Origin of the sequence: Pseudomonas sp. LSJ-87, from assembly GCF_032971465.1 — a bacterium.
In the GTDB taxonomy this organism is placed as follows: Bacteria; Pseudomonadota; Gammaproteobacteria; order Pseudomonadales; family Pseudomonadaceae; genus Aquipseudomonas; species Aquipseudomonas putida_Z.
In genome coordinates, this window is the sequence record NZ_JAWJYQ010000056.1 from 13,112 (window position 1) to 31,160 (window position 18,049).

12 protein-coding genes are annotated in these 18,049 nt (G+C 64.1%); 7 read left to right on the forward strand and 5 right to left on the reverse strand.

The window, feature by feature from the left end:
• Positions 1–12: 12 nt before the first annotated feature.
• The 4 genes from RYH74_RS24005 to glgA are packed head-to-tail and all read right to left on the reverse strand — an operon-like array spanning position 13 to position 8,166.
• Positions 13–2,787, reverse strand: coding sequence for a malto-oligosyltrehalose synthase (locus RYH74_RS24005; RefSeq protein WP_317410341.1), 2,775 nt, complete (start codon positions 2,785–2,787; stop codon positions 13–15).
• Positions 2,784–4,853: a 4-alpha-glucanotransferase gene (malQ, locus tag RYH74_RS24010; RefSeq protein ID WP_317410342.1), complete on the reverse strand. Its 2,070-nt coding sequence runs from the start codon at positions 4,851–4,853 to the stop codon at positions 2,784–2,786. The genes RYH74_RS24005 and malQ overlap by 4 nt, the downstream gene beginning before the upstream one ends.
• Positions 4,850–6,592, reverse strand: coding sequence for a malto-oligosyltrehalose trehalohydrolase (treZ, locus tag RYH74_RS24015; protein ID WP_317410343.1), 1,743 nt, complete (start codon positions 6,590–6,592; stop codon positions 4,850–4,852). The genes malQ and treZ overlap by 4 nt, the downstream gene beginning before the upstream one ends.
• Positions 6,593–6,606: 14 nt before the next feature.
• Complete coding sequence (gene glgA / locus RYH74_RS24020) at positions 6,607–8,166, reverse strand: glycogen synthase GlgA (protein ID WP_075045668.1); 1,560 nt, start codon at positions 8,164–8,166, stop codon at positions 6,607–6,609.
• An 899-nt stretch (positions 8,167–9,065) separates the two neighbouring features.
• On the opposite strand from glgA, the gene RYH74_RS24025 reads away from it, so the two are divergent.
• The 5 genes from RYH74_RS24025 to RYH74_RS24045 are packed head-to-tail and all read left to right on the forward strand — an operon-like array spanning position 9,066 to position 15,034.
• Positions 9,066–11,381 carry a type VI secretion system Vgr family protein gene (locus RYH74_RS24025; protein WP_317410345.1) on the forward strand — a complete coding sequence of 772 codons (2,316 nt, stop codon included), beginning with the start codon at positions 9,066–9,068 and terminating at the stop codon, positions 11,379–11,381.
• Positions 11,378–12,781: a hypothetical protein gene (locus RYH74_RS24030; protein ID WP_317410346.1), complete on the forward strand. Its 1,404-nt coding sequence runs from the start codon at positions 11,378–11,380 to the stop codon at positions 12,779–12,781. Before RYH74_RS24025 ends, RYH74_RS24030 begins: the two co-directional genes overlap by 4 nt.
• Positions 12,782–12,790: 9 nt before the next feature.
• Positions 12,791–13,747, forward strand: a complete 957-nt coding sequence (locus RYH74_RS24035) for a PoNi-like cognate immunity protein (RefSeq protein ID WP_317410347.1) — start codon at positions 12,791–12,793, stop codon at positions 13,745–13,747.
• A gap of 15 nt (positions 13,748–13,762) precedes the next feature.
• Positions 13,763–14,725 (forward strand): PoNe immunity protein domain-containing protein, encoded by a 963-nt coding sequence (locus RYH74_RS24040; protein WP_317410349.1) that lies wholly within the window; start codon positions 13,763–13,765, stop codon positions 14,723–14,725.
• 54 nt (positions 14,726–14,779) lie between these two features.
• Entirely contained in the window at positions 14,780–15,034 is a 255-nt protein-coding gene (locus RYH74_RS24045; protein ID WP_075045662.1) for a PAAR domain-containing protein, read from the forward strand.
• Between the two features lie 42 nt (positions 15,035–15,076).
• On the opposite strand, the gene RYH74_RS24050 is transcribed toward RYH74_RS24045, so the two are convergent.
• Positions 15,077–15,244 (reverse strand): DUF6026 family protein, encoded by a 168-nt coding sequence (locus tag RYH74_RS24050; RefSeq protein ID WP_003258397.1) that lies wholly within the window; start codon positions 15,242–15,244, stop codon positions 15,077–15,079.
• Positions 15,245–15,408: 164 nt separating this feature from the next.
• Here RYH74_RS24050 and gnd point away from each other — a divergent pair, with 164 nt between their 5' ends.
• A complete protein-coding gene (gnd, locus tag RYH74_RS24055; protein ID WP_157896988.1) occupies positions 15,409–16,431 on the forward strand; it encodes a phosphogluconate dehydrogenase (NAD(+)-dependent, decarboxylating) in 1,023 nt (340 codons plus the stop codon).
• Positions 16,428–17,933 carry a glucose-6-phosphate dehydrogenase gene (zwf, locus tag RYH74_RS24060; protein WP_075045660.1) on the forward strand — a complete coding sequence of 502 codons (1,506 nt, stop codon included), beginning with the start codon at positions 16,428–16,430 and terminating at the stop codon, positions 17,931–17,933. The genes gnd and zwf overlap by 4 nt, the downstream gene beginning before the upstream one ends.
• Positions 17,934–18,049: the final 116 nt, after the last annotated feature.

An 18,049-nucleotide genomic window follows, 5' to 3' on the forward strand; every position in this document is an offset into this window, starting at 1 on the left:
CGCTCCTGATGCTCAAGATTGTTGTATCAGCAGGTTGACCGGAAACTCCGCCAGCACGGCGCTCAACATCAGCTCCTTGGAAGAGCTGACCGCAGCACTGGGGAAAAGTCCCGTCGAGTTGGCAGGCGACAAGGCAAACGGCAGGCTTACCCGGGTGTCGTCCCAGTTCTGTGCCGGGATCAGGGGTATCGATGCACCTGCCAGCAGGGTACTGGCCAGGCGTGGCGCGATGATGACGGCCCGTTCGCCTTCGCCAAGGCGGGCGAACGCCACCACCTTGTCGGCATGCCGGCCATGCACGGTCAGCGGCAGGTAGGCGCCACGGCGGAACAGCTCGGCATGGGCCTGGCGGCAGTCCAGCACCCGGGCGATCAGCGCCTGCTTGAGGCGGCCGTCGCGCCAGTGTTCCAGCAGCTCGGCTACCGGCGTTGCATCGTCCAGGGTGCGACGCCGGCAAGCGTAGTCCACGGCGCGGCGGTTATCCGGGTCGACCAGGCTGAAATCCCAGTATTCGTTGCCCTGGTACAGGTCCGGCACGCCCGGCGTGGTCATGCGCAGCAGGGCCTGGACCAGGCCGTTGAGGGCACCGGGGCAGGCCAGCAGGTGGGCGGCATCGGCCAGCGATTTGCGCAGCTGCTGGTTCTCGCCGTCCAGCAATAGCCCATCGATGTAGCGGGCGCAGGCGTTTTCGTATGCTTCGTTCGGCGCGCTCCAGCTGCTGCGCAGCTTGGCCTCGCGCAGGGCCTTCTGCTGCCACTGGCGGATGCGTTCGGCGTACTGGTGCAGGGCGTTGTCATCGTGCAGGTCGAGGTCCAGCGGCCAACTGCCCAGCAAGGTCTGCAACAGCATCAGCTCGTCGCCGGGGCTGGGCGCCGGGCCGTCATCCAGTTGCGTGCGCAACGGCGTGGCCAGTTCGCGCCAGTGTTCCATGCGGCTGGCCAGCCACGGGCCGCGCTCGCTGAGCACGGCCAGGCGCGCACGGGTGTCTTCGCCGCGCTTGTGGTCATGGGTGGCGCTGGCCAGCAGGTTGTCGGGGAAGTCACGCAGGCGCCGCTGGGCCTCGTTGTGGAAGTGCTCGAGCGGGGCGCTGAAACGCTCGGCGTCGAAGCCCACATCGTTGCGCGACAGCAGCCGCGCGCTGCGGTAGAACGCGGTATCTTCCACGGCCTTGGCGGCACTGGGCGCGGTCAGTTGCTGGAAGCGCACGCAGGCGTGGCGCAGCTGCTTGCGTGCCCGGCCTGCTGGCAGGCGGCGCCAGGCTTGCCCGCCCAGCCATTGTTGCAGGTGCTCGAGCAGCGGCCAGTCGGCTTCGCCCAGGTCCTGCCGGGCATTGGCCAGGGCCTGCTGGAAAAACCCTTCGTCTTCTGCCGGGCGCCCGCAGGCATTGAAGTAGGTGCGGTACACCGGGTAATGCGCCACCAGCGCCTGCAAGGCACGGCGGATCGCGCCCAGGGTCAGGTCGCGGGTCATCAGGTCGTTGCGCGCCACCTGCAACAGCGCCTGGGCCACCGACTCGCAGTCGCCGGCCAGGCTGGCATTGAGCACCAGGTGGCGGGCCTGACGCACTTCTTCGGGGAAGTCGGGGCGTTCGCTCACACTGGCCCACAGCTCGGTCAGCGCTGCTTCGCCCGCCGGGTCGTGCTGCAGCAGCGAAACCTGGTTCATGAATTCATAGCCGGTAGTGCCGTCGGTAAGCCAGTCGCGGTGCAGGTGCTCGTTGGCGCCGAGGATCTTCTCCACGTAGATCGGGAAATGCTCCAGGGCGGCGTTCAACGGCCGCCGTGCCAGCAGGCCATCGACCCGCCGGCGCAGCTTGCGGCAGTAACCGCGCGGGTCGGCCAGGCCGTCGATATGGTCGATGCGCAGGCCGTCCACCAGGCCGCGCTCGATCAGTTCGAACAGCTTGGCGTGGGTGGCCTCGAACACCACCGCGCGTTCCACCCGCAGGCCGCCCAGCTCGTTGATGTCGAAGAAGCGCCGCCAGTTGATGTCGTCGGCGGCGGTACGCCAGCTGGCCAGGCGGTAGGTCTGGCGCTCCAGCAGCAGGTGCAGGCGCTTGAAGCCGTTCTCGCTACGGCTGTCGAACGCCACCAGGGCCGATTCGAGGTCGGCGCCTTCGCCTGCCAGGCGCGCCAGTTCGGCTTGCAGGGGCAGGGCGTCGGCCAGCGGCGTGGCCGATGCGTTCAACGCGGTGAAGCGTTCCGCCAGGGCCTTGAGCGCCGGCTCCGGGCTGAGGGCAAGAATCCAGCCATAGTCGACCGGGCAGATCGGGAAGCGGTGTTGGTAATGGGCGACCTGTAGCAGCCCATGGTGCTTGTCGAACTCAAGCGGTATCTCGCCATTTTTCAGCGCCACGCCATAGTCGCTGGCGAGGAACGGCAGCAGCAGCTGACCGGCCAGCAGCGGGTCGCTGGAGTGCCACTGGATGTCGAAGAATTCTGCATAGGGGCTGCGCCGACCCCAGGCCAGCAGGCTCTGCCACCAGGGGTTGTCGGCACCGCCCACGGCCATGTGGTTGGACACCGTGTCGAGGATCAGCCCCATGCCGTGCTGGCGCAGGGCGGCAACCAGCCGTTCCAGCGCCGCTTCGCCGCCCAGCTCGGGGTTGACGCAGGTCGGGTCGACCACGTCGTAGCCGTGGCGCGAACCGGCGCGGGCCTTGAGGATGGGCGAGGCATACAGGTGGCTGATACCCAACTGGGCGAAGTACGGCACCAGCGGCACGGCGTGATCGAGGGTGAAATCACTGTGAAACTGCAGGCGCAGGGTCGAGGTCAGCGCTTTCATCGGTCACGCTCCCAGGCTTGTTCGCGGGCCTGGGCCAGCAGTTCCAGGCGCCGTGCGGCGTCTTCGTCGTCGAGCAGTTCACGTACCGGCCGGGCGAAGCGTCGGCGCCAGTTGGGGTGGCCGGCGGTGGTGCCCGGCAGGTTGGGTTGCTCGTCGCAACCCAGCAGGTCTTCAAGCGGTACCAGCACCAGCGGTGCGCGGGTGTGGCCAACGTAGCGGATGGCTGCGTCGATCAGCGCGTCGTTGTTCGGCAGCGTGCCGTAGTTGGCCTCCAGGGTGCGGCGCAGGCCGTCGTGCTCCTTTTGCCGCTCGTGGCGCCAGTGCAGTTCGGTGGCAGCATCGATCAGTTGCAGGCGGTGGCTCCAGTCGATGTCGCGGTTTTCCAGCCAGCCGGCCAGCGGCGCCAGGTCGTGGGTGCCGGTGGTGGCCAGGGCGTTGTCCGGCCAGTCGAGAATCGGCTTGAAATGGCCGGGCTGGGTCTGCTCGAAGGGCAGCACGCGCATGCCCAGCACGGCCTTGGCCGCCAGTTGCTCACGCAGGCCGTCCGGCACGGTGCCCAGGTCTTCGCCGAGGATGATTGCCTGGTGGCGCACCGACTCCAGCGCCAGCAGGCGCAGCAGGTCGTCCAGCGGGTAGTCGAGGTAGGCGCCTTCGCTTGGCTTGGCTCCCTGCGGAATCAGCCACAACCGACGCAGGCCCATGACATGGTCAATGCGCAGGCCGCCGGCGTGGGCGAGGTTGGCCCGCAGCATTTCGATGAAAGCGCGGTAGCCGTTGCGCTTGAGGCCTTCGGGCGAGAAGGCACAGATGCCCCAGTCCTGGCCGGCACGGTTGAGGATGTCGGGCGGTGCGCCTACCTTCAGGCCTGCCAGCAGCTCGTCCTGGCGGCTCCAGGCCTGGCTGCCGGCACCGTCGGCGCCCACCGCCAGGTCAGCGATCAGGCCGACCGCCATGCCGTTGCCGCGCGCTGCTTCCTGGGCGCGTTGCAGGCCCCGTTCGGTCAGCCATTGGCAAAAGGCATGGAACTCGACCTTGGCCGGGTAGGCGTTGGCGAACGCCTCCACTTCCGGGTGGTACGGGTCGTGCCAGGCCTTGGGCCAGTGACGCCAGTCGGCGCCCAGGCCATGCTCCACGGCCTGGGCCTGCAGCACCTCGAAGCGGCAATGGTGCTCCAGGGCCTGGCCACCGGCTTCGCGGAAGCTGTCGAAATCCTTGCGCAGCGGGTGGTCGCCCTGGCTGAAGCCCTGGTACAGGGCTTCGAGCAGGCGCAGGCGGGCGCTGGCGGCACGCGGCCAGTCGACCAGCGGGCCTTGCTCCAGGTCTTCCAGCTGTTGCTCCAGGCCGCAGGTTTCGATGGCCACGCGCACCTCCCGCTCGCCCAGCAGCGCGGCAGGGCTGGCGTAAAGGGTGTTGAGCAACAGGCGGCTGGAGGGCGAGTAGGGGCTGTAGTGCGTCTGGTCGATGGCCGACAAGGCGTGGATCGGGCTGATGGCCAAGGCATCGGCACCGCGCTCGGCGGCCGCGCGGGCCAGTTGTTCCAGGGCCAGGCAGTCGCCGTAGCCGCCATCGCCGGGGCGGCGCAAGCTGTACAGCTGCACCGCCAGGCCCCAGCAGCGCGGTGGCGGCTGCTGCACGCGGTCTTCAAGGCTGTGGCAGCGTGGCGGGGCCACGGCCACGGTGAAGCGGCGGCTGTCGATTTCCACCTGGTGGTAGCCGATGGGCAGCGCTCCGGGCAGGCGGGCCTGGTCGTCAAGGCTGAGGGTGAGGGCGCTGTGGTCCTCCAAGGTGCAGTGCGCGACGCTGGCGGCGCTGAAGTAGCGCGCCAGTGCCAGTGGCTGGCCGAGGTCGGCGGTCAGCAGCGGCGGCAGGTGCTCACTGTCTTCGGCAGCGTCCACGGCGCGCAGGCTGGCGGCAATGGCGGCGTCATCGCTGGCCGGGTGGCCAAGGCCTTCAAGGATGTTGCGCAGTACCTCGTCGCTGACACGCTGGGGCCGGGCATTGGCGTCGACCCAGTCGCGGCTCAGCCCGACGCGGGTTGCCAGGCGGTGCAGGGCAGTTTCGCTCATGGGCGCTCCTGGGCAGGGGGAAGCAGGCTGACCACGCAGCTGTAGGCGGCCAGGTGGGTATCGGGGTGCCGGGTGTCGCTGCTGTCGAACAGGCGGTTGGCCGGCGCGGGCAACTCGACCCCCTGTGGGGTGGCGGCCAGGTTCAGGTCGATGCGCAGGGTGGTGCCATTGCCCAGGCACCAGCGTGCGGTCAGGGCCTTGTCGCCGTGTACTTCGGCGCCCAGCGCGCGGCTGCCGGGCAGGTGCGGGATCACATGGCGGCGGCGCAGTTCGAGCAGGTGCTGGTACAGGCCGTGCCAGCCGGCGATCACTTCCTTGCCTTGCGGGCGGGAGGCCTCGAAGGTCTGTTCGGCGTTGGGGTCGGGGATGCTTTGGCGCTGCTCGGGGTCGGCGAAGGCGGCGAAATGGGCGAACTCGCCGCGCCGGCCTTCGCGCACTGCGTCGGCCAGCTGGTCATGGAAGTCGGTGAAGAACAGGAACGGCCGGCAGCTGCCATCGTCATCGCCCATGAACAGCAGCGGGATCATCGGTGCCAGCAGCAACAGCCCGGTGGCCGCCCGCAGCGCCTGCGGTGGGCACAGGCGGGTCAGGCGCTCGCCCAGGGCACGGTTGCCGACCTGGTCATGGTTCTGCAGAAACAGCACGAAGGCGCTGGGTGGCAAGTGCGCGCTGGGCTCGCCGCGGGGCGTGCCATGGCGGTTGGCCTGGCCCTGGAACACGAAACCTTCGGCAAGGCAGCGGGCCAGCTGGTCGATGGGGCGCTGCTGGTAGTCGGCGTAGTAGCCTTCGGTTTCGCCGGTGAGCAGCACATGCAGGGCATTGTGGCCGTCGTCGTTCCACTGGGCGTCGAAGCCTTGCTCCAGCAGGAAGGCCTGGTTGTGCTCGTTCTCCAGTACCAGCCATACGTGGCGGCCGGGTTCCACCGCAGCACGCACCCTTTGCGCCAGCTCGACCAGGAAGTCGGGCTGGTCGATGGCGTGCACGGCATCCAGGCGCAGGCCATCAAAGCGGTAGTCGCACAACCACATCAGGGCGTTCTGGATGAAGTACTCGCGCACCTGCGGGCGACGGAAGTCGATGGCTGCGCCCCAGGGGGTCTGCCGGTCTTCGCGGAAGAACGGGCTGGCGTACTGGTGCAGGTAATTGCCGTCGGGGCCGAAATGGTTGTACACCACATCGACCAGCACCATCAGCCCGTGGCCATGTGCCTGGTCGACCAGCGCACACAGCTGCTCGGGGCTGCCATAGGTGTTTTGCGGCGCATAGGGCAGCACGCCGTCGTAACCCCAGTTGCGCTCGCCAGGGAACTGCCCCAGCGGCATCAGCTCGACGGCGCTGATGCCCAGCTCGGCCAGGCGCGGCAGTTGCCGGGCGACCCCGACGTAGCCGTCGAGCAGGCCGACATGCAGCTCCTGGATGACCGCTTCGTGCCAAGGCCGGCCTTGCCAGGGGCGCTGCCAGGCATAGCTGGCCACATCCACCACCTGGCTCGGCCCCTGCACGCCATCGGGCTGGTAGCGCGAGGCCGGGTCGGCCACCTGCAGTGCACCATCGATACGGTAGTGGTAACGGTCACCGGCCTGGCACGGGGCCACACCGGTGAACCAGCCATCATCGTCGGGCAACAGCTCGATGGCCGGCTGCTGCTCCAGTTCCACGCTCACGCTGCGCGCATCCGGGGCCCAGAGGGCGAAGCGCGCCGACGTGGCGTCCAGCAGGTGTGCGCCATGTCTGTGCATCTTCGATTCCCCGTTCAGTAGTGGCTGTGCTGTGCCTGCTTGACCAGGTCTTCGTACAGGCGTGCGTAGGGTTCCACGGCCTGGCACCAGTTGAACGGTTGGGTCATCGACAGGCAGCGCATGGCGTTCAGCAGGTCCTTCTTGCCGTATACATAGAAGGCGCGGCTGAGTGCCTGGCGATAGCTCTCGACGGTGGACTCGTTGAACAGGAAACCGGTGACGCCGCACTCGATGGTGTCGGCCAGGCCGCCAGTGTTGCGCGCTACCGGCAGCGAGCCGAAGCGCTGCGCGTACATCTGGCTGAGGCCGCATGGCTCGTAGCGTGACGGCATCAGCAGGAAGTCGCTGCCGGCGAACATGCGCCGGGCATCGGTCTCGTTGAAGCCAATGCGTACGCCGATACGGCCCGGGTGGCGTAGCGCCAGTTCGCGCATGGCCTGCTCTTCTTCCGGCTCGCCACGGCCGATGATCGCGATCTGCCCGCCTTGCTCGACGATGTAGTCGGCCACACCCAGGGTCAGGTCCAGGCCTTTCTGGTAGACCAGGCGCGAAACCACGGCGAACAGCGGGCCTTCGGAGGGCTGCAGTTTGAACAGCTCGCGCACTTCCTGGGCATTGCGCGCCTTGCCTTCCCAGTCGTTGATGCTGAAGTTGTGCTGCAGGTGCTTGTCGGTGGCCGAGTCCCAGCTTTCGTCAATGCCGTTGGGAATGCCCCCGAGCAGGCCTTGTTGGGCCTTGCTGGCGAGGAAGCCGTCCAGGCCGCAGCCGAATTCCGGGGTGGTGATTTCCCGGGCATAGGTGGCGCTGACCGTGGTGATGTGGCTGGCGTAGGCCAGGCCGGCCTTGAGGAACGACAGCTTGCCGTAGAACTCCATGCCTTCCTGCTGCATGGCGTGCTCGGGGATTGCCAGTTCCGGGCTGCAACCGCGGCTGTACACGCCCTGGTAGGCCAGGTTGTGGATGGTGAACAGGGTTGGCGTACTCAGCCCGCGCCAGTGCATGTAGGCCGGAGCCAGGCCGGCGGGCCAGTCGTGGGCGTGCACCACTTCGGGCTTCCAGTGGATCCTGCCTTCGCCGGCGGCGATTTCGGCGGCGGCCAGGCCCAGGCGGGCGAAGCGGATGTGGTTGTCGGGCCAGTCGCGGCCGTTGTTGGCGCCATAGGGGGTGCCGTCGCGCTGGTACAGCTCGGGGCAGATCAGCACATAGATGACCAGGCCGTCGGCCATGTCCATGCGCCCGATCTTGCACGGCGGCAGGGCGGCGTGGCCACCCAGTTCACCGACGATGTGGATGGGGTTGTCGCTTTCCATCACCTGGCGGTAGCCGGGGATCAGCACCCGCACATCGTGCAGGTGCGCCAGGGCACGGGGCAGGGCTGCAGACACATCGCCCAAGCCACCGGTTTTCACCAGGTCGGCGATTTCCGAGGTCACGAACAAAATCTTGCGCTTGTTGCGGTTGTGCTGGCGCTGGGCGCCGGGTGCCTTGCCTGTCGTGGCGAAGTCCGGGGTGAGCGGTTCGCGGTTGTCCGGGTTGAATGAATCTACGTGAGGCTCGACAGCGGCACTGATCATACTTCTCTCCGTCCCTATGCTTGGCCGGGTGCTGGCACCCGTGGCGATGTTTCGTGTTGGTTCTCTCTGATTCTGGATTCTGCGTAGTGCGTTCCATGCCCCAGGGTCGTGCGCGCAGGCACGGCGCGATCGGCATTCCGGCCGAAGGCGATTGGGCTGGTGGGGTGTGTGGGCCGAGGCTGGGAAGTCCCTTTGCGTTTGGCCTACTTAGTTCCTGACCTGCCCGCGTTCCGGAAAGTTCGACTTTTTTTCGTCACTCTTCCGTTGAGCAAATGGCGGGCCGAAACCCGAGTGTAGGAGAGAAAGAGATAAAAATGTGACCCGCTGGTCACTATTGTTACGCCGCGGAGTAGACGCAAACGTTGGCGGTTGTGACCGGATGTGAATGCAGGGGCTGGAGCGGTGGATGGGGGGCAGACGGCATGCCCCATTTCCTGCCAGTCATGCACCTTTTTGGTGCGCTTGAGGGGTGCCAAGTTCATCGCCCTCCAACAGAATGGTGCATTTCGGAATCCAAGTGATTTCAGGGTGAATGAAAGGGGCTGTTTCGCGAACTTTTCAGTAACTATATTTATTATTTTCCTGGCTTGAATTTCTGGTGTTTCAGTGAGCGGACTTGCGCGCGAAAAAGCTTGTAAGTTTATGCTTTAGGAAATTTCCTACGAAATCGTCAATGCATGAAACCCATCGTTCCTGTCATGGCGGGGCGGTACGGTTTAAGTTGCTCTTCAGTCACTGCCTCATCCTCACTGTCGTCATCGGTCAAGTCCGCCAATGCCACGGATCTAGCCGGCTTGAACGTTGGCGACGGGCAATTTTCATTCGACGTACTCATCTTGAAGAAAGCCAGGGTGTGGTTGTTTTTTCGCCGGTAAACATGATGGCGGGTAGAGCAACTCATGAAACAGTCGGACTTTCGTTTCGGATTTCAGGCGCTCGCCGGGCGCACGGAGTTCGAAGTGGTTTCATTCAAGCTGGAAGAAGCTATCAGCCAGCCATTTGTGCTGAGCCTTGAACTTGTCAGCTACGACAGTGATGTCGACTTCGGCCAGGTGCTCGACAAGCCTGCGCTATTCACCCTTTATTGCGCAGACCGGCCACTGCGTCATGTGCATGGCTTGGTCAGTGCCTTCAGCCAAGGTGAAACCGGCTTCTGTCGCACGCGTTACCACGCTGTGGTCGAGCCGCAACTGGCCCGTGCCCGCTTGCGTTCGAACTGGCGCATCTTCCAGCAGAAAACCGTGCCGCAGATTCTTGAACTGATGTTCAAGCGTCAGGGCATTGCCCGGTTTGAGCTCAATAGCAGCGCCGATCACCAGGTGCGTGAGTTTTGTGTCCAGGCGGGGGAAACCGACCTTGACTTCATCCATCGCCTTGCCGCTGAAGAGGGCTTCGTCTACCGCTTTGCACACTGCGCCAGGCACCACACGCTGATCGTTACCGATCGCCTGCTATCGCTTGGGTTGCTCAGCCGGGGCACGCTAAAGCCCGTAGATGATGAGGCGCTTTGGCTGGATGAAGATGATCTCGGCCCCGACAAGGTGCTGTACCACGCCAGTAGCGGTGGCGACCAGGCCCGTGCTTGCCTGCGGCGTTTGCGCTACTGCGAGCAGGTGCGTACTGCGCAGCAGGTGCAGCGCGACTACACCTTCACCAACCCGGCCTATCGCCAGGAACACAAGGCTCAGGCCAGCGGAATCACGCACCAGTCGCTGGACTACGAGTTTTTTGATTACCCGGGCCGCTACAAGCGCGATGCGGTCGGCAAGCCCTTCACTGAAACGCGGCTAACGGCCCTGCGCCATGACGCCCGCCTGGCCGAAGTACAAGGCGATGACGTGCGCCTGCAGCCAGGCCTGAGCTTCACCCTCGTCGGCCACCCGCGCGAAGACCTCAATGTGCACTGGCGCGTGATCAGCCTGTGCCACGAAGGTACGCAGTTCACCAGCCTGCAGGAAGAAGCCGCCGGCGCCGAACAAGGTACCCGCTATGTGAACGATGCGCTGCTGGTGCAAGGCATGGCCGAATGGCGCCCGGCCCCCTTGGCCAAGCCGCGAATCGATGGCCCGCACATGGCCACCGTGGTCGGCCCGCCGGGCGAAGAGATTTTTTGCGACCAGTGGGGGCGGGTCAAGGTCAGCTTCCCCTGGGACCGTGAAAGCAGCAACAACGAATTCAGTTCCTGCTGGGTGCGGGTGTCGCAAGGCTGGGCCGGTGGCAGTTGGGGTTCAATGGCCATTCCGCGTATTGGCCAGGATGTGATTGTTCACTACGTCAATGGCGACCCTGACCAGCCGATGATCACCGGGCGCACCTACTGCGGTGACCAGCTGCCGCCTTACGACCTGCCCGAACACAAGACCCGCATGACCATCAAGAGCCAGACCCATAAAGGCGATGGCTTCAATGAGTTGCGCTTCGAGGACGAACTGGGGCACCAGGAAGTATTCATTCATGCCGAGCGCGACCAGAACAACGTCGTGAAACACAACGAAACCACGCTCATCGGCAATGATCGTAGCGAGCGCGTCGAGCATGACGAAGTGGTGCACATAGGTGGCAACCGCAGTGTCAAGGTCGGCGCCAGCAAGAGCGAAACGGTCGCCCTTGGCAAAGTCGAAAGCATAGGCCTGGGCAAGTCGTTGGCCGTTGGCGGGGCGTTGAGCGTGATGGTTGGCCTCGAGGCCAGCGAGCAGGTCGCGCAGGACAAGCGTGTGCAGGTCGGCGGGCAACTGCGGGTCGATGCCAATGACGATGTGTCGATCACCAGCCATCACGGCCATGTGCACATCGACAGCCGAACGTCGCTGACCCTGAGTTGCGGCGGGGCGTTCATCAAGCTGGTTGATGGCCGCATCGAAATCGGTTGCCCCGAGCCACTGCTGTTGCATGCCATCGCCCAGGTAAAGGCGCCTGCACGTTACGGCGAGCCGCCTGCACCGTCGCAGGAGGAAATCGAGTTTCGCCTGGTGCATGCCGACGGTACGCCGATTGCGGGCACGGCCTACGTAGCGACGTTGTCCGATGGCACCCAGCGCCAGGGTATGGTCGACCAGAACGGCTATGCCCGCCTGGCTGGCGTTACCCCCGGTTGTAGCGCCCAGGTGCGCTACGAGGTTGGCCAAGGTTCGCTGCAGCTGACGACCGCAACCGAGCCGGATGCTGCCCTGCAGGCATTGCTTGCCGGCTGTACCTCGGCAGGTGGCCAGCCATGAACTCTGCTGCTGACTGGCTGGATGAAGCGGTGGAAAGGGTGGCAGGTGGCTTTGGCTGGCTGCGTGACCTGGTGCTGGGCGAGTTTGCCGAGGAACGGCCACTGAGCGTGGTCATTGCCGACATGCTGCTGTCGTTGGTGCCTGGGGTGGTGATCGTGCTTAGTGCCCGTGACCTGGCCGCAGTGTGCCTGCGCCTGGGCAAGCGCTACACGGCGAATGGCAGCCAGGCAACGGCGCAGCCGCCACAGTGGCAGGAGTGGGTGCTGCTGGTCGCCTGCCTGATTACCTTGATCGCGCCGATCATCGGTGCCGTGGTGGGGGCGGTGGGTACGCCCGTGGGCTCGGTGGCAGGTGCATTGGTCGGCCAGGAAGCGGCAGCGTTTCTGCGAGGTTTGTGCCTGCTACTTATCCGTGAAAGCCAGATCATCTTGCGGACCGTGGTTGCGTTTCTTGGCAAGTTCACCCGCGGCAGCGTGGAGTTCTGGCTGCGCCAGGTCAGGTTCACGAGCTATGAAAAGGATTTGCTGGCCTATCTGAACCAGTTCTTGACCAAGGTCATGGCTGCAACGGCAAAGCTTCGCAGCTACCTGGGCAACTGGCCCTTCAACCAGGCGGCCTCGCACCTGTTGGTGCGGCTGCAGGCCATGGAAGCGCAGTTCTACGCGGTGCAGGTGCATGCAGTGCGGGAAATCCCACAGGCGCTGATGCAACTCGACGCCAGGTTGGCCAAGGTGCTGGAACAGGCCAGCGATCTGCCCGCGCAGGTTGCGCAGGCCGGGGTGCATGCGCCTAAGCCGGTGCCCATGGCGATGAGTGGTGGGCGGGTGACTTCTGGCATTGGCATGCGTCCGCGTTACCTCGAGCGCCCCGAGGGTGCGCTCGGCCCGCCAGTGCCCACCTCTGCGGCTGCCGCCACGCATGGCGCCAATGTGCACGTGTTCGATCATTCGACGGCGACCCGGGCGCAGAAGGGCATTTATGGGGAGGTGGTCAGTGATCAGTACATGCTCGGCAAAGGCCATGAGAACCTGCTGTCGGCCGCTCGTGGGCCTCGCAGCCTGCAAATGAAACCCACCGGGCGCGGGCTGGATGGCGTCTATCGTAATGCCCATCCACCGCCGCCGTTCATCATTACCGAGACCAAGTATCGAACGGGGGGCGCGTTTTCGCCGGGTAGTTTGCCGGTTACAAAGGGGAGTAAGGGGTTTCCGAGTGCCAGGCAGATGAGTGATGCGTGGATTGAGCCGAGACTTGACTTGGAGCTTGGGAAAAAACAGGCGGAAGAAGTTGCATTCGCCGGATATGAACGTTGGTTAATGATCGTAGATGAAGGTGGTGTGGTAACGAAAATAGTCAAGCTCGACGAAAATGCTAAATTTATCGGTGATGTGATCCAATAGGGGTGTGTAATGACTGGATTTGATCGGGTCAAGCGTGAGCCTTTTTTGCAAGAGGCAGCCTATCTCGATAGTGTTTATTTTTGGAAGGAGAATTATGTAGAGCGCCAGGCTGAGTCTTTTCTCGAAATCGAGCGTCCCGAGTATGTAAATGTCAAGATGTTGAGCTGGAGGTGGTGCTTTCAGTCTATGGAGTTGCTCATTGCTCTATATTCGGGAGGGGAACCCATTGAAGCGCTTGAGTTTTACGCGGATCACATGTTTTCCCAGTTTCAACGTCACAAGCAAGCTTATCCGAGTTTCAGCTTGAAACTGTGGGAGCCGGATGCCTATCAGTACACACTCTGGCTTCTATCGTTTGCAGTGCTGTTCAACAAGCCCGGGCGCATCAGGCAAATCGCAGGTTTTTTAAGTGAAGCCCCAGATGACGGTGAGGACATCCTGTTGCGGCAACTGTTTTCCCGTGTGGGGGTGACGATCCCTGGGAGTACGTTGATTCATGAGCGCCCCTATCATGAATTGCTCAATGCCGTAACTACCGAGAAGGATGAGCAGCAACAGGCAGTGCGTAGTTACCTGAAGCAGTGGTATCGCGGCATGCGCAACTGTTATTGGCATGACCGGCACAAGGCACGAAGCGATGCGGGTTTCTTTGGCTATTGGGCCTTTGAGGCAGGATTGGTCACTGTGTTGTGGGGCGTCGACGATACGCCCTATAGAGATCTTCCTTTCTACCCGAAGGATTTGGTAGACGATGCTCGCAAGCGTCAAGTTATCAAAAGCTTCCCTGAACAACTGCAAAGCGCGCCGTATTCGGATGCGCTTGCCAGGTCGGGCGAAATTTGCCCGCGCACCGGCGTGTGGGTATGTGATGAATGGGCGGTGGGGCCCCAGACATTCATGCAAGGTGTAGAGATGCCGAGCGAAAATGGGCGCTCTCTGGTTTGGCGCTTGGTGAAAGGCTTATAGCGTGTGGGAGGGCCAATGGGCCAGTTCGACAGCATCAAGCGCGACCCGTGGATGGTCGAGCAGCATTACCTGGCTTCGACGCGTGAAAAAGAGCAGGAATTCGCCGACCCTGACGCCCAGGCATTGCTGATCGGGCCAGCCGAGCACGGGCATCACTACCGTGGCCTTAGCCGCGACTGGGCACACATGGCACTGGAGCTGGCAGTGCAGCGGTATTCCGGTGGCGAGCCGATGGAACTGGTGGAGGCCTATGTAGACTATGCGTTTGCCCAGTTCGCCCGGCATTTTTCGGCGTACCCGGCAACCAGCGAGCAGTTGCGCCCCTGGGTGTCGGATGAATACCGGCTTGCCTTGTGGCTGTTGTCGCTGGCGGTGCTGTGCGGTTCCCCCGAGCGTGTCGGCCAGGTACTGGGCTGGCTGAACCAGGACGACGAGCGCAGCCCCGACCTGCTGCTGCATCGCCTGTTCCAGCGGCTGGGCAAGGCCTACCCAGGCACCTCATTGCTTCACCCCGAACCTTACGGCGCCTTGTTGGAGAGCCTCGACCTGAAAGGCCCCGCGCAGCATGACGCGCTCATGCACTATCTCGGGCAGTGGTACGCCAATGCGCACGGTTGCTACTGGCACGAGCGCCACATCCGGGCACGGAGTGACCACTTGGGTTATTGGGCCTTCGAGGCGGCACTGGTGGCGTTTTTATGGTCTGTGCAGGGTGATGCCCTGGAAAGCGCTCCCCGCTTTTACCCGCAGGCGCTCGTCGAAAGGGCGCATTACCGACGCCTGGGCAAGCAGTTCCGCGACCCGGAAACCGCCAGGCGCGAGGATGCCCCAGGCTGGCCTTCCGGCACGCCTTGCCCATGGCCCGGGTACTACGTCTGCGTCGAGCGCATGGTGGGCGAGCATGTGTTCATGCACCAGGTACCTTTCCCTGAGATCGATGGCCAGGTCGTGCACTGGCGGCTGTCGAGAACGTTCTGATTGGCGCTGCCGGCATGAGTGCCTGGCGCCTCACATGATTCGGGAGTGGCAACAATGCCTGCCATCGTTCTGCTGGGTCACCCTCACCACTGCCCATTGTGCGGCCCGACCAGCATCAGCAGCGGCTCCAGTCTGTTCTTCGTCAACGGCAGGGCAGCCGCCAGGGTAGGCGACAGGCTCGGGTGTGGGGCGGTGATTACCAGCGGCTCGGCACTGATGGATGATGGGCAGCCGCTTGCCAGGGTCGGCGATGCCACCAGTCATGGCGGTACCTTGGAAAATGGCGATAATAGCTGGCTGCTCGATTGAGCGATGTGGGAGCAGTTCGGCTCCCACAGGGGAGGGGCAAACTCAGAGGGTAACGGCTTTGCCGTCTGTGCGCGCCTGCGCAAGCAGCAGGTTCAGTTGGGCGACCTGCTGGCGCAGCTGGTCACGTTCGTCCTTCAGTTTACGCAGCTCATCACGGCGCACGGAGACATAGAGGGTCTGGGTTGGGGTTGCAGGCATCAAGGTACCCATGAGCACACCTCGCGGTTTTGGCTGGTGACAAGTTAAAGCGTAGACGCTTCACGCGGGCGCATTCTGAATTCTTTTGCAAGTCTTGGGAACTTTTTTGTTTATCGTGGTCTCGCCGTTCGTCGCTGAACCCTCGATCGGTTCGCTGGACTAATCTGAAAAGCTGGATTGTGTTGTCATTTATTTCGAAAGGGGAGCATCGGCTCATGCAACTGGGAATCATCGGGCTGGGCCGCATGGGCGGCAATATCGCAAGGCGCCTGATGCGCGCCGGCCACCGCACCGTGGTACACGATCGCAACCGTGAGGCCATCACCGGCCTGGAGGGCGAGGGCGCCCAGGGCGCGCACGACCTCGGTGCACTGGTGCAGAAGCTGAAAGCACCGCGCGCGGTGTGGGTCATGCTGCCCGCCGGCGAGCCCACCGAGCAGACCATCGCTCAACTGGCCGAACTGCTGGAGCCGGGCGATGCGATCATCGACGGCGGCAACACCTTCTACAAGGACGACGTGCGCCGCGCCGCCGAGCTGGCCAAGCGCGGGCTGCATTACCTGGATGTCGGCACCTCGGGCGGTGTGTGGGGCCTGGACCGTGGCTACTGCATGATGATCGGTGGCGAAAAGGACGTGTTCGAGCGCCTGGAGCCTCTGTTCAAGGCGCTGGCCCCGGGCGTGGGTGACATCCCGCGTACCCATGGCCGCAGCGGCGAGCACCAGCGTGCCGAACACGGCTACATCCACGCCGGCCCACCCGGTGCCGGGCACTACGTGAAAATGGTGCACAACGGCATCGAATACGGCCTGATGCAGGCCTATGCCGAAGGTTTCGACCTGCTGCGCAGCAAGGGCGGCAACGAACTGCCGGAAGACCAGCGTTTCGACCTGAACGTGGCCGAAATCGCCGAAGTGTGGCGGCGTGGCAGCGTGGTCACCTCGTGGCTGCTCGACCTCACCGCCGATGCGCTGGTGGCCGACCCGCAGCTGTCGCAGTTCAGTGGCTCGGTGTCCGACAGTGGTGAAGGCCGCTGGACCATCGACGCCGCCGTCGAGCAGGCGGTGCCGGTACCGGTGCTGTCCAGCGCGCTGTTCGCCCGCTTCCGCTCGCGCCAGCAGCAAGGCACCTATGGTGACAAGATTCTCTCGGCCATGCGCCTGGGCTTCGGTGGCCATGTCGAGAAAAAAGCCGAATGACCAAACAGAGCATTCCGGCTGCTCCGCCATGCACCCTGTTCCTGTTCGGCGCCAATGGCGACCTGGTCAAGCGCCTGCTGATGCCGGCGCTTTACAACCTCAGCCGTGACGGTCTGCTGGACCGTAACCTGCGTATCGTCGGTGTCGACCACAACCCGGCCACTGCCGAGGAATTCGCCGAGCGCCTGCATGCGTTCATGGTCGAGCGTGACAAAGGTGGCGAGGGCACGGCCAAGTGCCTGGATGAGAAGCTCTGGGCACGCCTGGCCAAGCGCCTGGATTACCAGACCGGCGATTTCCTCGACCCGGCCACCTACCAGGCCCTCGCCAAGCGCATCGACACAACCCGCCACGGCAACGCCATCTTCTACCTGGCGACCTCGCCGCGCTTCTTCCCCGAAGTGGCGCAGCGCCTGGGGCAGGCCGGGCTGCTCGACGAATCGGCCGGCGGCTTTCGCCGGGTCGTGGTGGAAAAGCCCTTCGGCACCGACCTGGCCAGCGCCGAGGCGCTCAACGCATGCCTGCTGAAGGTGATGGGCGAGCGGCAGATCTACCGCATCGACCATTACCTGGGCAAAGAGACGGTGCAGAACATCCTGGTCAGCCGGTTCTCCAACGGCTTGTTCGAATCGTTCTGGAACAACCACTACATCGACCATGTGCAGATCACCGCCGCGGAAACCGTCGGCGTCGAGACCCGTGGTGCGTTCTATGACAGCACCGGGGCGTTGCGCGACATGGTGCCCAACCACCTGTTCCAGTTGCTGGCGATGGTGGCCATGGAACCCCCGGCCGCGTTCGCCGCCGATGCCGTGCGCAGCGAAAAGGCCAAGGTGGTCGGCGCCATCCGCCCATGGTCGGCGAAGATGGCCCTGAAAAACTCCGTGCGTGGCCAGTACAGTGCCGGCAAACAGGGGCGCAAGCAGTTGCCTGGCTACCGCCACGAGCCCAACGTCGCGGCGGATAGCCAGACCGAGACCTATGTGGCGCTGAAGGTGATGATCGACAACTGGCGCTGGGCTGGCGTGCCGTTCTACCTGCGCACTGGCAAGCGCATGAGCGTGCGTGATACCGAAATCGCCATCTGCTTCAAGCCGGCGCCTTATGCGCAGTTCCGCGAGTCGGAGCTGGAGCGGCCCAAGCCCAATTACCTGAAGATCCAGATCCAGCCCAACGAAGGCATGTGGTTCGACCTGCAGGCCAAGCGCCCCGGGCCGGAGCTGGTGATGGAGAACGTCGAGCTGGGCTTTGCCTACAAGGACTTCTTCAAGATGACCCCGGCGACCGGCTACGAGACGCTGATCTACGACTGCCTGACCGGTGACCAGACCCTGTTCCAGCGGGCTGACAACATCGAGAACGGCTGGCGCGCCGTGCAGCCGTTCCTTGATGCCTGGGCCCAGGGCGGCGAGGTGCATGAGTACCCGGCCGGTGAAGACGGGCCCGAGGCCGGCAATGAATTGCTGGCGCGGGACAAGCGCGAGTGGCATCGGTTGGGGTGAGTTTTTTGTAGAGCCTGTGCCGGCCCTTTCGCGGGCACGCCCGCTCCCACAGGTATTGCACCGCCCTCACGGGCTGTGGTGCACCTGTGGGAGCGGGCATGCCCGCGAAGAGGCCA

Coding starts and splice junctions, on each gene's coding strand:
- RYH74_RS24050 (WP_003258397.1), bottom strand. CDS start 15,244: ATGGGTACCTTGATGCCTGCAACCCCAACCCAGACCCTCTATGTCTCC.
- glgA (WP_075045668.1), bottom strand. CDS start 8,166: ATGATCAGTGCCGCTGTCGAGCCTCACGTAGATTCATTCAACCCGGAC.
- malQ (WP_317410342.1), bottom strand. CDS start 4,853: ATGAGCGAAACTGCCCTGCACCGCCTGGCAACCCGCGTCGGGCTGAGC.
- RYH74_RS24045 (WP_075045662.1), top strand. CDS start 14,780: ATGCCTGCCATCGTTCTGCTGGGTCACCCTCACCACTGCCCATTGTGC.
- treZ (WP_317410343.1), bottom strand. CDS start 6,592: ATGCACAGACATGGCGCACACCTGCTGGACGCCACGTCGGCGCGCTTC.
- RYH74_RS24030 (WP_317410346.1), top strand. CDS start 11,378: ATGAACTCTGCTGCTGACTGGCTGGATGAAGCGGTGGAAAGGGTGGCA.
- RYH74_RS24040 (WP_317410349.1), top strand. CDS start 13,763: ATGGGCCAGTTCGACAGCATCAAGCGCGACCCGTGGATGGTCGAGCAG.
- RYH74_RS24025 (WP_317410345.1), top strand. CDS start 9,066: ATGAAACAGTCGGACTTTCGTTTCGGATTTCAGGCGCTCGCCGGGCGC.
- RYH74_RS24035 (WP_317410347.1), top strand. CDS start 12,791: ATGACTGGATTTGATCGGGTCAAGCGTGAGCCTTTTTTGCAAGAGGCA.
- zwf (WP_075045660.1), top strand. CDS start 16,428: ATGACCAAACAGAGCATTCCGGCTGCTCCGCCATGCACCCTGTTCCTG.
- RYH74_RS24005 (WP_317410341.1), bottom strand. CDS start 2,787: ATGAAAGCGCTGACCTCGACCCTGCGCCTGCAGTTTCACAGTGATTTC.